The sequence below is a fragment of the Desulfosporosinus burensis genome (genome assembly GCF_054657535.1).
Map to the genome: position 1 here is coordinate 508,529 of NZ_BAAHYN010000001.1, position 12,761 is coordinate 521,289.

13 protein-coding genes are annotated in these 12,761 nt (G+C 41.3%); 4 read left to right on the forward strand and 9 right to left on the reverse strand.

Annotated features, from left to right (window positions below):
- The first annotated feature begins 6 nt into the window (after positions 1 to 6).
- A complete protein-coding gene (locus ACYQ3Q_RS02700) occupies positions 7 to 378 on the forward strand; it encodes a TIGR04086 family membrane protein (protein ID WP_459927116.1) in 372 nt (123 codons plus the stop codon).
- A 210-nt stretch (positions 379 to 588) separates the two neighbouring features.
- Complete coding sequence (locus ACYQ3Q_RS02705) at positions 589 to 1,020, forward strand: FmdE family protein (protein WP_459927117.1); 432 nt, start codon at positions 589 to 591, stop codon at positions 1,018 to 1,020.
- A gap of 7 nt (positions 1,021 to 1,027) precedes the next feature.
- Here ACYQ3Q_RS02705 and lgt read toward each other — a convergent pair whose 3' ends face one another.
- The 8 genes from lgt to ACYQ3Q_RS02745 all read right to left on the reverse strand — a co-directional run bounded on the left by lgt (position 1,028) and on the right by ACYQ3Q_RS02745 (position 10,272).
- The gene (lgt, locus tag ACYQ3Q_RS02710; protein ID WP_459927118.1) at positions 1,028 to 1,813 is read right to left on the reverse strand and encodes a prolipoprotein diacylglyceryl transferase; all 786 of its coding nucleotides are present in this window, start codon (positions 1,811 to 1,813) and stop codon (positions 1,028 to 1,030) included.
- A 266-nt stretch (positions 1,814 to 2,079) separates the two neighbouring features.
- Positions 2,080 to 2,277: a hypothetical protein gene (locus ACYQ3Q_RS02715; protein WP_459927119.1), complete on the reverse strand. Its 198-nt coding sequence runs from the start codon at positions 2,275 to 2,277 to the stop codon at positions 2,080 to 2,082.
- A 53-nt stretch (positions 2,278 to 2,330) separates the two neighbouring features.
- The gene (locus ACYQ3Q_RS02720; protein ID WP_459927120.1) at positions 2,331 to 4,433 is read right to left on the reverse strand and encodes an ATPase; all 2,103 of its coding nucleotides are present in this window, start codon (positions 4,431 to 4,433) and stop codon (positions 2,331 to 2,333) included.
- Positions 4,434 to 4,737: 304 nt separating this feature from the next.
- Complete coding sequence (locus ACYQ3Q_RS02725) at positions 4,738 to 6,024, reverse strand: TRAP transporter large permease (RefSeq protein WP_459927121.1); 1,287 nt, start codon at positions 6,022 to 6,024, stop codon at positions 4,738 to 4,740.
- Positions 6,021 to 6,497 (reverse strand): TRAP transporter small permease, encoded by a 477-nt coding sequence (locus ACYQ3Q_RS02730; RefSeq protein WP_459927122.1) that lies wholly within the window; start codon positions 6,495 to 6,497, stop codon positions 6,021 to 6,023. The genes ACYQ3Q_RS02725 and ACYQ3Q_RS02730 overlap by 4 nt, the downstream gene beginning before the upstream one ends.
- A gap of 64 nt (positions 6,498 to 6,561) precedes the next feature.
- Positions 6,562 to 7,578, reverse strand: coding sequence for a TRAP transporter substrate-binding protein (locus ACYQ3Q_RS02735; RefSeq protein WP_459927123.1), 1,017 nt, complete (start codon positions 7,576 to 7,578; stop codon positions 6,562 to 6,564).
- A 55-nt stretch (positions 7,579 to 7,633) separates the two neighbouring features.
- Entirely contained in the window at positions 7,634 to 8,884 is a 1,251-nt protein-coding gene (locus tag ACYQ3Q_RS02740) for a (Fe-S)-binding protein (RefSeq protein ID WP_459927124.1), read from the reverse strand.
- The gene (locus ACYQ3Q_RS02745; RefSeq protein WP_459927125.1) at positions 8,881 to 10,272 is read right to left on the reverse strand and encodes an FAD-binding oxidoreductase; all 1,392 of its coding nucleotides are present in this window, start codon (positions 10,270 to 10,272) and stop codon (positions 8,881 to 8,883) included. Before ACYQ3Q_RS02745 ends, ACYQ3Q_RS02740 begins: the two co-directional genes overlap by 4 nt.
- Before the next feature lie 287 nt (positions 10,273 to 10,559).
- Here ACYQ3Q_RS02745 and ACYQ3Q_RS02750 point away from each other — a divergent pair, with 287 nt between their 5' ends.
- Positions 10,560 to 11,405, forward strand: a complete 846-nt coding sequence (locus ACYQ3Q_RS02750) for a FadR/GntR family transcriptional regulator (protein ID WP_459927126.1) — start codon at positions 10,560 to 10,562, stop codon at positions 11,403 to 11,405.
- A 121-nt stretch (positions 11,406 to 11,526) separates the two neighbouring features.
- Positions 11,527 to 12,432, forward strand: coding sequence for a DMT family transporter (locus tag ACYQ3Q_RS02755; protein WP_459927127.1), 906 nt, complete (start codon positions 11,527 to 11,529; stop codon positions 12,430 to 12,432).
- A 113-nt stretch (positions 12,433 to 12,545) separates the two neighbouring features.
- Here the strand turns inward: ACYQ3Q_RS02755 and ACYQ3Q_RS02760 are convergent, their stop codons facing one another.
- Positions 12,546 to 12,731, reverse strand: coding sequence for a hypothetical protein (locus ACYQ3Q_RS02760; protein ID WP_459927128.1), 186 nt, complete (start codon positions 12,729 to 12,731; stop codon positions 12,546 to 12,548).
- Positions 12,732 to 12,761 lie beyond the last annotated feature (30 nt).

Consider the following 12,761-nt stretch of genomic DNA (forward strand, 5'->3'; position numbering starts at 1 on the left):
ATAACCATGTCAAAATCCTTTCATTTAAGCTTAATTCTAAAGGGAATTCTCTGGGCGGCGATCTTAGCATTATTATTGTCTCTGTTCTTTGGTGTCCTACTCTCTTACACATCACTCCCTGAATCTGAACTGTCGCTCAACATTATCTTTGGAGCCAGCATTTTTATCGCTGCCTTTGTCACGGCACACCAAGCTGGCACAAAGGGGCTCTACTATGGATTGAGTGTAGGTCTCGGATTCATCCTACTGGTATTAGTCTTATCCGCGGTTTTTTTGTCTGGTACCCCATCCTGGTTAAAGATGGCAGAGAAATCTATCATAGCCTTAGTTGCAGGCGGAATAGGCGGAATAGCGGGAGTCCTTTTTCCTCAATCTTAGCTGCAATTTTGAAGCAACCTCTTTTTAGAAGAAAGGGAAATCTCATAGTGAGATTTCCCTTTCTCTAAATTTGAATATTTTAATAATTTCTATCTTTACTGCCAAATTCCTGCTTACTTGACGCAGGAATTAAATAAATATTCAAAATGCTTCACATTTCATCTCCCAGGTTATACAATACCGTCAAAGTTACTTTAGGAGGATTAATCTATGTGCATTGAAAAGACACCTTGGGAGCAGGTTATTGAGTTTCATGGTCATACTTGCCCAGAAATTGCCTTAGGTTTTCGGGTAGCCCAAATTGCCAGGCGTGAACTAGAAATTAGCCCTTCAGCCAATTCTGAACTTATCGTCTCAGCTTATACCCATTCCTGTGCTGTCGATGCTTTTCAAGTCTTAAATCACACCACCTACGGCCGTGGGAATTTATTTGTTCATGAAAAGAAGCAACATGTCTATGATTTTAAGTACTCTGGGATAGCTGGGGGATTGCAAATCTCCATACGCTCTGAAATACTTGAACGCCTCTCGGCAGCTTCCGACCACTTGTCTCACCGTGAGAAACAAAATGATTTAATTGAAACCCTAAAATTTATCCTGGGGATAGAAGAGCTCCTTTTCTGTACAATTCAGAAACTCTAACTCCCGGTTAAACCACCCCACGTTGACGATCTTTCCAAAATCTCCATACGAGAAGGATAAGGGAAATCCCTACGAATGCCATACTACTCCATTGGGCAGCTGTCCAGTCGAATAAAAATCGTGGGCTATCCCCTCTGAGGCTCTCGAGAAAAAACCTTGATAAGTTATATAAGACCATATATAACAAAAAGATCATACCTGACGGCCACTTTCTTAATTTAAGAATCACAAGCAGAGCAAAAATTATCACATCTACTTGCCCTTCCCATACTTCGGCTGGCCACAACGGTTGGTCCCCAAACTTATCTCGGGCAATTGTCCCTTCGGGATATAGAATTCCAAAATTCCCTCCTGTCGGCCCTCCAAAAGCATCCCCATTCATCAGATTGGCATTCCTGCCGATCGATTGAGCCAACACAAGTCCTGGAGCTGCCAAATCAGCAAGTTCCCAAAATGGTAACTTCTTATACCAAACGTAAATTCCGGCCGCTAAAAGGGCTCCTATTACCCCTCCTTGGATGGAAAGTCCACCATGCCAAATCGCAATAATTTCACCAGGGTATTGACGGTAAAATGCCCAGTCGAAAAAAAACACTTGCCAAAAACGAGCACCCAAGATGCCGGAAATTAGTAATATGGGCGCTAAATCCATGAAAACGTCCATATATTGCGGTCGACCCTCTGCTTTAGCGAAATACAGTGTAACACCTACCCCAAGAATAAATGCTAATGCAAAAAGGGTACCATAAGCTCTAATCGGAAAATCTCCCACAAAAAACCAGTACTGATGCATAGTGCCCTCCTTCGATTGAAAAACCCGTCTTCACAAATTATTCCTACCCATAAACTATCTCTGCAATAAATGAGCATCATCATTATATCTTGTATGATAGAAGAGCTCAAGCGCACATCTAGCTTAACTTAGTGTCCGAGACCACTAATCCGTTGATTAGTGGCTTTTATTGCAGCTTTAAAACGTCTTTCCTGAAGAATACGTGCTACAGTGAACTGGATAATTATAAAAACAGACTCGATACTCCATCGAATCTGTTTAAACTTTCAACTATTTAGTTTTGCGTAAAAAGGATCAAATTTATTGGAATTGGGTATCGCTGCATCTCGCTGTGCTTTTCCGGTTGGTTTTTGAACTCTTTGAAAATAGTCGGAATGCTTCTTCTTAGCCGATCCCGCATCGGAGTATAATGTAACAAATAAGGCAGCAAATGCAAGTAGTACTACAAACCACTGAAATAACATAACTAAACACCTCCATCCTTATTTTATGACCTTCTGGGCAATTGTCAAGTCTTTTAATTAAAAGTTGCTTTTAAGCGGTCACCAGGATGTAAAACCGTCGTAAATTCAGCGGGTTGTCCATTGACACTGAGTTTTAAGGAGCCTGAAATCGTCTCTTCAGGAAACTTAACATAGGGTAACAAATCCGAAAGAATCGGCATGCGCTTGAATCCCTCTACTTTAAGATCCATTCCATCCGTAAGGGGTTCGTCCATGGTAATAGTCTTGCCATGAAATGAAATAACGGTCTCTTGGGGAGGATACTCAATATCTATGCCATTAACGTTAAAGGGCATGGACTTGGGACAGAGTTGTAACTCACCAACCGTAATCTGCTTTGTGTTAACCTCTATCGAATCCCCCTCTTGGATTACACAGTTCCTCTCTATTTCACAGTCATTGATTAAAATCGTACGGTTTAAGGTAAGCACAAGGGGTTCTCCATTGATCCGAATCTCTATAGCTACCTTTTTACACAGTTCATAACCTTTTTGTTGCAGGAGATTGTCTAAATTATCATTTGGAACGTAGGTAATTTTATATCCGTCCAGTATGGGATCTTTTTCGTTCATCGTTTGATGATTTACGAAAACCTGCGAAACAAATTTTTCTCGCTGACCATTCCAAGAAATCCATCTTGCCTTTTGAGGAGGCAATACATCCTCAAGATATGCTTTAGCATCGATCCCCTGTTCTCCTGGGGTAAAGGAAATTTCGTCTCCAGCCTTTAATGACTGATCTAATTTCCCCTGCTTGTCATTTACCCGTAATTGGGCTGGACTTCCCATAGTCCCCTTAATGACCCGCATCTCACTGTTCCATTCAAAGGTTAAGGCCGCTCCTGGCTTTCCAAAAAAAGAACGAGGCTGGATGCCAGCAGCGAGTAAGGCTTCCGCAACTGTGGTTAATTGTAATTCAAAAATTGGTACAGGCTTATTGTTCACTAAAACGGTATAATACTGAAGCCCGTTTCCTTCAAGAGCAGCTATTCCAATTCCAATCGGAGTGATGCTTTCCGGTCCCTTGACACTTTTCTCCCCAAAAATCTCCCCTAACCTTTCTCTGATTTGAAGACCGACTCGATTTTTGGGGATTTCAAGTGTCTCTGCGAGGACCTCAGTAAGCATAGGAGTTAAACTGCCACCGCCAATCAGAATAATGGCTTGTGGAACGTCATGATTGAGATTCAGAATCTCTCTCGAAATACTCTCAGCTAACTTTGTGACCACAGGTTGGATTATCTTTAAGACTTCGTCCTTATTTACAACGACTTTTGCACCAAGAAAATCTTTAAATTTCAATTGCTCTTTGGCATTTAATTCTCGTTTTACTTTTTCTCCAACCTTAAAATCGAGCAAATAATGCCCACAGATCGCTTCTGTGACTTCATCTCCTGCCATAGGGACCATCCCATAAGCAAAAAAAGATCCATTTTTAGTCAAAGCAATATCTGCAGTTCCAGCCCCAACATCCACCAAAGCCAGATTAAGACGCCTCATATTAGCAGGTATTGCTGCTTGGCCTGCGGCAATCGGTTCTAGGGTCAAACTTGTCATTTCTAAACCTACTCGACCTAAGACAGCTACCAAACCATCGACGACTGTTCGTGGTAAGAAGGTCGCAATCACAGACACCTTAGCCTTTTTTCCGCGTTGCCCGATCAGATTAGATATTTCTTCTCCCTCATTCCAGCGGGCAATGGGGTTATACCCAACACAGAGGTAGCTTTGAGCCTCATCTGCACTGGATGATTCAAGTTGGTGTAACGCTTGATGAACCGCCTCCATCTCTAGGGCCAGTACACTCTCTCGTTCCCAACGGACAGGAAGCACTTCTTGATGTTCAGCAACAGCCACTTCTGTTCTCAGCGCACGGCCTGCAGCAGCCACAGCAACCTGTTTTAAGGGTCTCTCTAACTTCTTTTCCAAGCTCTCTTTAACCTTGACGACCGCCCGAGCGACTTCGTCCACATCATGCACTTGTCCATCATACATAGCTCGTTGCCGATGCTCAGTTTGGGCACTGGCCAAAATTTCATAACCTTGTCCTACACCCTTGGTCATCACAAGCCCCATCACCATGCGGGTCCCAATATCCAAAGCAAAAATAGGTTCCACTTATTTCACCTCTCTTTGTCTAAATTCGACTCATTCGAGACAAAATCCTTTAGTTATAGAACAAAACTCCAATATGTTCTCCCTCTCACCATTACCTGTGCCGCATAATTCAATTTAAGATATAATTAGTTTGTTTGCATAACCTAAACAATTATACCTAAAAGACGGGACTAATGGACAAAACTTTTTAGGTCTTAAATAAAAAGGTCTCCTCCCAGAGAAAATTTTATTTCAATGAGTGGAGAACTTTTATATACATTACCTGTTTTCCTTACGTAAGATAACAGAAAAAATATGCTTTAAATTATTTGCTCAAAGACTTAATCATTTCCAAAGGCCAAAGGGTTATCTGCGGAATGTAAGTAATAATGAATAGGACCACAATCATAGCTAGCAAGAATGGCCACAGCCGCTTGATGATAAGATCCATTCGAGTAGCTGCAATATTTGCAGCTACATATAAGTTAATGCCGACAGGCGGTGTAACAAGACCAATCCCTAAATTGACAATCATTAAGACCCCGAAATGAACCGGGTCAATTCCTAAGGCCATGATAATTGGCACAAGAATTGGCGTAAGGATAATAATGGCTGCAGCAGTCTCCATCACCATACCCACTAACAGAAGAAAAACGTTAACAATTGCCAGAATGACTAGAGGATTACGGGAGATCCCTAAGAGCCAAACTGCAATATCTTGTGGAATCTGCTCCCGAGTAAGCACTAAAGCAAAAAGTGCAGCGCAACCAATAATAAACATTATGATTGCTGTGGTAATAACACTCGACGATAGACTCTCCTGGAGTTCTTCCCAAGTAAGTTCTCGATAGACGAAACTACCAACAATATACCCATATACGACTGCAACTACTGCGGCTTCCGTAGGTGTGAAAATACTTCCATAAATTCCACCCAGAATAATTACTGGCATTAACAAACCCAAAAGAGAGTCTTTAAAAGCCAATAGAATCTCCTTCGGAGTAGCAGGTTTTTCCTTGCCATACCCTTCCTTACGGGAAATCACATAACCGATAATTATCAGAGCAAGCCCAATTAGTAAACCAGGTCCAAATCCACCAAGGAAGAGATCGCCGATTGACACATTGCCACTTATCCCATATAAAACCAGAGGTATACTAGGGGGAATAATAATTCCGATAGCCCCGGAACAAGCTTGTACGCTCGCCGAAAATTCTCTATTGTATCCTTTTTTGACCATGGACGGGATGAGGATTGATCCTAAAGCAGCGGTGGCAGCGGCACCAGATCCAGAAATGGCGGCAAAAAAGATACCTGCCAAGATGGACACGATCGTTAATCCACCATGCATCCTGCCCACTAAAGTATTGGCAAAATCTATTAAGCGTCTGGAAATTCCGCCAGCGGCCATAAGATTACCCGCCAAAATAAAGAAGGGAATAGCCATTAAAGGAAATGAATCCATAGCCCCAAACATCCTTTGGGGAACAATCAGTAAATTCATATTGCCTACAAAAAATAAAGCCGAAGCAGCGCCCAACCCAAGACTTACAGCAATAGGGGCACCAATTAACATGAGTACAAAGGTAATAACAAATAGAACAATACTCAAGTCAATTTTCCCCCTTTATAAATTTTTTCAATTTCGGCAAAAGAACTTATAAGCAGTAAGACACCACTAATTGGAATAATGAGGTATACATACCCGATCGGTAGTCCCATAGCTGGAGTTAATTGCCCAAAGGACCGCGCAGCAAATTGACTGCCGAAATAAATTAACAAACTGTAAAACACACTGCTTAATAGCATGGCAATAACCTGTACAACTTGTCTAATCCGCCCTGGTAAAAAGCCAACAAAGATCTCAATCATGGGATGGGCTTTTCTTTCTATTGCTAAGCTCGCTCCCAAGAAAGTAATCCAGATCATTAAATATCGAGCAAGTTCTTCAGACCAAGCTAGTGGATGTTTTAGTAGGAAGCGGGAAATAACCTGAGCGAAAACCGCTAAAGTCATAATTATCAGGAGTAAATTAGTAAATCGACCTATAACTTTATTAACATTATGCACGACCGTACTCAGCATATGGTTCCCCCTTCTGAAATATTGTAAGGGAAGTAGGAAACCTCTACTCCCCCTTACAGAATTTCTATTTTGTGTCAAGAATTTGTTTGATGATATCTTCACCAATCTCTTTTGAATATTTATCATAGACAGGTTTTACCTTATCGCGGAACGCAGTGGTATCAGGTGTTGTGATAACTGTACCGAATTTCTTCATATCGGCTACGTACTTTTCATCAGCCTCTTTCAACATTTGTCTCTCAACTTTAGCGTTGCTCTTAGCCAGTTCTTTAAAAGTCGCCTTGATATCATCAGGAAAACTATCCCAAACTTTTTTACTAATGACTAAGACCATCGGTGAGTAGTTATGATTGGTTAGTGCTACGTATTTCTGTACCTCGTACAAACGGGATGTACTAATAATAGCCAAAGGATTCTCCTGTCCGTCGATCGTTCCTTGCTGGAGAGCAGTAAATACTTCTGCAAAAGCCATTGGAGTCGGTAAAGCACCCAGTGACTTCCAGGCATCCATATGAATTGGGTTCTCCATAGTTCTGATTTTCAAGCCTTGAATATCTTCTGGTTTCTCGATAGGTCTCTTTGAATTCGTCAAATTACGGAACCCGTTTTCCCAGAAGGATAAACCGACTAAGCCCTGACTAGACATTCCGTCTAAAAGCTTTTCACCAATAGGTCCGTCCAATACTTTAATTGCTTGATCCCTGTCTTTAAATAAGAAGGGCAAATCAAATATTTTCATTTTAGGATCAAAGTTACCTGCTACGGCCGTAGTTGATAACACCATATCCATAGTTCCTAGTTTAGCACCTTCAAGCATTTCCCTTTCACCGCCTACAGTTGCCTCAGGGAAGACAGCGATTTTTACACGGCCATTGGTTTTTTCTTCAATCTGTTTACCCATTTTAATTAATTCTGTGTTCATTGGATGACTGGCAGCGGCAACATGCCCAGCTTTTAGCTCCCATTTTTGCTCACTAGTAGCAGCCTTATCCGAGCTTTTAGCACCGCAACCGGCCACCGCCAATAAACCGAGTGTTAATAATCCAACTAAACTAATACTAATAAATTTTGACTTTTTCATTATTCTCCTCCTCCATAATTTTAAGAATTTTTTTTCTTAATTTATAATCGCTTCTTCACCTTATCTCTATTTTGGGTACCCCTCCCTCTTTTAAAAACGATTTTTCAAATACTTCGATAGGATGTAACACCTCTATAGTCAAACCATGCCTTTTTATGCCGTGCTCCAATTGAATGCGACAGGCCGGGCAGGAGGTGGCCAGAACGGAAGCCCCTGTTTGTTTAACATTTTCGATTTTCCGATCAAGTATTTTCATCGAAATATCATAGTGGAAAATATTAAATGTACCTCCACCGCCGCAACAGCGATCAGCTTCAGCCATCTCCTTAAATTTTACCCCTGCCGACTCCAGAACCCGGCGGGGAGCCTCCCTCACATTTTGGTAGCGGACTAAATGACAAGGATCATGGTAAGTCACCGTTGTTTCAGCAAATTCGCTTACTGTGGGCAACTTGTCAGACAAAAACTGATTTATATCCATCACCTTACTGACAAAACTCAATGCTTCAGCCTCTTCACTCTTCCCCTGGAAAAGTTCACCATAAGACTGCATTGTGGATCCGCAAGTAGCGCAATCAGTCAAAATGACATCCACCTCGGTAGCAGAGAAGGCCTCTATATTCTGCCAAGCAAGTTTTCGGGCGTTTTCCACATCTCCATAATTATCATGAGCCGCCCCGCAGCAAACGACCTTAGTCGGAATGACAACTTCATATCCCAGCTTTTCCAAAATGTTAATAGCGGCTCTAAGCACCTGCGGGTAAACATTATTATCCATACAACTTAAGAAAAATCCTACTTTTTTATCGCTCTTTTTAAGTTCAATTCCTTTTAATAGTTCTCGGAAAGTATTCTTAGGCAATTGAGGCAAGATATCTTCCTTAGTCTTTAAAGTTTTGGGCAGTAAACGATTTACTCCAGTACTTCGAGCCAGTTTTAAAGAATCTAGAACCGCCGTAAAGTGTTTAGGTTTGACCAGCACATTTTTTAACAAAATATGACGTACCAAGGGTTGCCCCTTTTTTATGGCGAAATGGGCCCTTGCTGCTCTAATGATCTTATCCGTAGGTACCTGAGGTGGGCAGCTAACAACACAAGCACGACAGCCCAGACATAAATCCAGATAATCCCTCATTTTCGGAGTTAGGTCTAGATTCCCGGCTAAGTGTTCGCGCACTAACCGTAACCTACCCCTAGCTACGGACATTTCCCGCTTTTCTACACTAAAGATCGGGCAAACCGCAGTACATGAACCACAGCGAATACAACGATATAATTCTTCGGTTAATTCATGTAAAGGTTTCATTCTACCGCCTCCGCAGGTAAGACCTTGTTGGAATTCATGATGTTTTGAGGATCCAAGGCATGCTTTATTTTGCGCATGACATCTATTCCTGTTTCACCCAGTTCCCACTCCATGTATTTGACCTTATCCAGCCCAATCCCATGTTCCCCACTCAAAGTACCACCCAAATCTAATGCAGCTTTAAACATTTCATCGATCGCTAGTTTAACACGCTTAATTTCAGCGTGATTGTTCTCATCTGTGAGAATTATAGGATGCATGTTACCATCACCGGCATGCCCTAAAATGGGAATTTTAAGTTGATACTTTGCCGCTAAATCTGTAATAGTCTTGACTATGTCCGGAATCTTACTGCGTGGTACAGTGACATCTTCCACGTAAAGAGTTGGGGCACTTTTAGCCATCGAGGAAAAAGCAGCTTTACGACCCGCCCAGATTTGATTGGACTCTGCCTCCGTGGTTGCTATTCTGATTTCACGTGCACCAAACTGTCGGCACACTTCTTCTACTTGTTTAATTTGTTCCGGAACATCTCTTTCGCTGCCATCGACTTCAATCAAGATGGCGGCTGCAGCGTTTACCGGCAAGCCGCACGGTACATAGGCTTCAATCAAACGCATTGCTTCTCGGTCCATGAACTCTAAGGTGGTGGGAATAATTTTGGCGGCAATGACCCCTGAAACTGTCCGTGCTGCATCTAACAAATCATCGAATACAGCAAGCATTGTTCGTTTACTCTCCGGCAATGGTATGAGACGTAAAATAAGTTCGGTAAAAATCCCCAAAGTGCCCTCCGAACCGACAAACAGTTTAGTCAAGTCATACCCGGTGACATTTTTTACGGTTTTGCCGCCCATTTTTAAGATTCTGCCATCCGCCAGGACCATTTTAAAACCTAACACATAGTCGCGAGTTACCCCATATTTAAATCCACGAGGACCACCGGCATTTGTCGCTACATTTCCACCCAACATCGACATACTCGAGGCCTGAGGATCAGGTGGATAGAATAAACCTAAAGCTTCTACCTGACGCTGGAAATCAGCAGTAATAACCCCAGCTTGGACTACTGCGCAAAGGTTTGCTGTATCTATTTCAATAATCCTATCAAAACGGTGCATTGCCAAGACAATACCACCTTTGACAGGTATCGAGTTCCCACAAATATTAGACCCACCGCCTCTAGGAGTTATCGGTATACCAGCTTGGTTTGCCAGGATTACAACTTGAGAAATCTCCTCAATAGTGCCGGGTATGACCACGGCTTCAGGAATCTGATGGTTAGGCGTCGGATCATAAGAATAGCAAATAATATCTTCTTTGTCTGTTAACACGTTTTCTCGACCTACACATTGCTGTAAAGAATTAACAAAACTTTTTTCTAACAACGATAATCCTCCTACCTTTTACTGTTCTATAAAACCAGTAAATAATTTTGGCTGAATTAGTAAAACTCTCCTAAAATAGTTGTTTGGTTGGACCATTTGTTCATCTAACCTCTGAACAAAATTCTTAGCGGTCCAACCCTGTTATTAGTTATTCGCGATTTTCGACAAAACTCCTTCTCCTATTTTACAAAACAGATAAAAAAATATCATTGTTATACATCACTTTAGCCCTTTTTTGTTGTCATAACGTTTAAATCATGATAAAATTTCATTAGGAGGATGGGTATATGGGAATTATTGATCATTCCGAAGCATTGGTTGGACCGGAATCAAGACTGCTCATGTCCATAAATGAAAACGGACTTGGCTTAGTGGTTGAACCAATCAAGACACAAAAAATCTATCAAGTTGTTTTTGAAAGTATCAGAGATTCTATTATTAACGGTGAATTGAAGGCCGGCCAAAAACTCCCTCCCGAGCGAGTCTTAGCAAAACGCTTTCAAGTTAGCCGTACTTCCATTCGCGAAGCCCTAATGGCCTTGGAAATAAGCGGAATCATTGAAATTAAATCTTCTGAAGGAAGCTTTATCCGGCAGATTGAAACAAAAACCCTGATTAACGATTTATCTGCAGCGATTATTAAAGCCGAAGATAGTATGGTTTATGAAATGCTGGAAGTGCGCAGGCTTATTGAATCTGAATGCGCAGCACTGGCAGCCGTTCGCGCTTCATCCTTTAATCTTACCCGAATCCGTCAACATTTGGATGACATGGCAAAATCAGAATTTGACGAAGAATCCGGTCTATCTGCCGACGTTAATTTCCATTATTCTGTAGCTCAAGCAGCAAATAGTCCTATCCTTTTTGATTTAATGAAGGTTCTAGTAAATCGCATGAAAGGTACGATCAGAGCAACACGCTGCTACAGATTCTCTCAACCTAATCGTTTTGAAGAAACACTGAATGAACATAAAGATATTTATATTGCCATTTCTTCTAACAACCCAGATAGAGCTAGAAGTCTTATGGCTAAACACCTCATTGATATCCGAGAGGAAATTGCTATTATTTCTTTAGTCAGAAATAAATTGACATTCATAACTGACGAAAAGCAAAGCCAAGCTGATCTCTGAAAATCAACTTGGCTTGATGTTTAACTAAGTTTATCTTAACTAGTCGTTTATCCCTTTCGTATCTTGAGATAAACTATGGATGGATTTATAAAAGAATCTTATTGAAAAGTTGGGAGAAAAGATGAGTAAATATCGAGCTTGGCTGTTACTTGTGGCAACCAATTTATTTTGGGCAGGGAACTATGTGTTTGGAAAGTATGTAATTGCGGACATAACACCGCTCTGGACTACCTTCTCTCGTTGGCTGTTAGCCTTATTTTTCTTGTTTCCGATCGCTTACTTTCTGGAAAAGCCGAAATGGCAGATCGTAAAACAGGCCTGGCTTTCGTTAGTTAGTATGGGATTACTGGGAGTCATCGGTTACAACATGTTTCTATATTCGGCACTAGAGTATACCTCATCAACGAATGCCGCGTTGGTTAGCGCCATAAACCCTGCAGTCATCGTCCTGTTTTCTGTCTTTTTGCTTCGAGAGAAAATCTCACGGATTCAAACGTCAGGAATTGTTCTTTCTCTGATAGGAACTTTCGTGATCATAACACAAGGGAATATTGGCCAAATATTCCAAAGGGAGTATAACAAGGGAGATATACTCATGTTAGCGGCTGTTGTGATCTGGACCCTATACTCCATCGTTGGAAGGCGACTTACGACTGTTCCCCCTATCACCGCTACAGCTGTATCAGCTTTGTTTGCGACGTTAATAATTGCCCCTTTTGCTATTGCGCAGGGGATCAATGTGAAAGAAATTGGCCCCTTAGCTGTGACGGGGATTCTATATATGGCAATATTTCCTTCAGTTTTTTCGTTTGTTTTCTGGAATATGTCCGTTAGAGCAATTGGAATCAGCCAGGCAGGAATCTTTCTAAATTTGATCCCCGTTTTTACCGCAATTATTAGCGGGATTCTGGGAGAACAAATTACAGGAACACAAGTCATGGGTGGATCACTCGTCTTCATGGGGGTTTATTTAACAACAGGAATGCTAGATCGTAAATTTGCAGTCCTATTCGCTAACCACAATTGACCATAGTTGATCTTTAGTTGATCTTGGGATCTTGGGGTCAGGCTTGAGTTATTCCCTTTCCCTTTCCCTTTCCCTTTCTCCTTCAAAAACTCTTCGCGTTCCAATCTATCCAACTATTCTCGTATCTTATAATTATTATTTTCCCTATCCATTAACAAATAACTATAGTTTTTTTCGTTTCTCTCATCAATAGTAATTAGATCAAGCGCAAATTCCTTAGCTTCTTTCAAGGTATCAAATTCATATTCTCCAATATGATCTTTAGCAATCTCATCATGAACTATTAAAATGAAAGTCATTTTTAATCTCCCTTTTTCTCTTTAAAATAA

Excerpts from the sequence above, each read along its gene's own strand:
- ACYQ3Q_RS02700 (WP_459927116.1), top strand. The coding sequence starts at position 7 with ATGTCAAAATCCTTTCATTTAAGCTTAATTCTAAAGGGAATTCTCTGG.
- ACYQ3Q_RS02705 (WP_459927117.1), top strand. The coding sequence starts at position 589 with ATGTGCATTGAAAAGACACCTTGGGAGCAGGTTATTGAGTTTCATGGT.
- lgt (WP_459927118.1), bottom strand. The coding sequence starts at position 1,813 with ATGCATCAGTACTGGTTTTTTGTGGGAGATTTTCCGATTAGAGCTTAT.
- ACYQ3Q_RS02715 (WP_459927119.1), bottom strand. The coding sequence starts at position 2,277 with ATGTTATTTCAGTGGTTTGTAGTACTACTTGCATTTGCTGCCTTATTT.
- ACYQ3Q_RS02730 (WP_459927122.1), bottom strand. The coding sequence starts at position 6,497 with ATGCTGAGTACGGTCGTGCATAATGTTAATAAAGTTATAGGTCGATTT.
- ACYQ3Q_RS02735 (WP_459927123.1), bottom strand. The coding sequence starts at position 7,578 with ATGAAAAAGTCAAAATTTATTAGTATTAGTTTAGTTGGATTATTAACA.
- ACYQ3Q_RS02740 (WP_459927124.1), bottom strand. The coding sequence starts at position 8,884 with ATGAAACCTTTACATGAATTAACCGAAGAATTATATCGTTGTATTCGC.
- ACYQ3Q_RS02750 (WP_459927126.1), top strand. The coding sequence starts at position 10,560 with ATGGGAATTATTGATCATTCCGAAGCATTGGTTGGACCGGAATCAAGA.
- ACYQ3Q_RS02755 (WP_459927127.1), top strand. The coding sequence starts at position 11,527 with ATGAGTAAATATCGAGCTTGGCTGTTACTTGTGGCAACCAATTTATTT.
- ACYQ3Q_RS02760 (WP_459927128.1), bottom strand. The coding sequence starts at position 12,731 with ATGACTTTCATTTTAATAGTTCATGATGAGATTGCTAAAGATCATATT.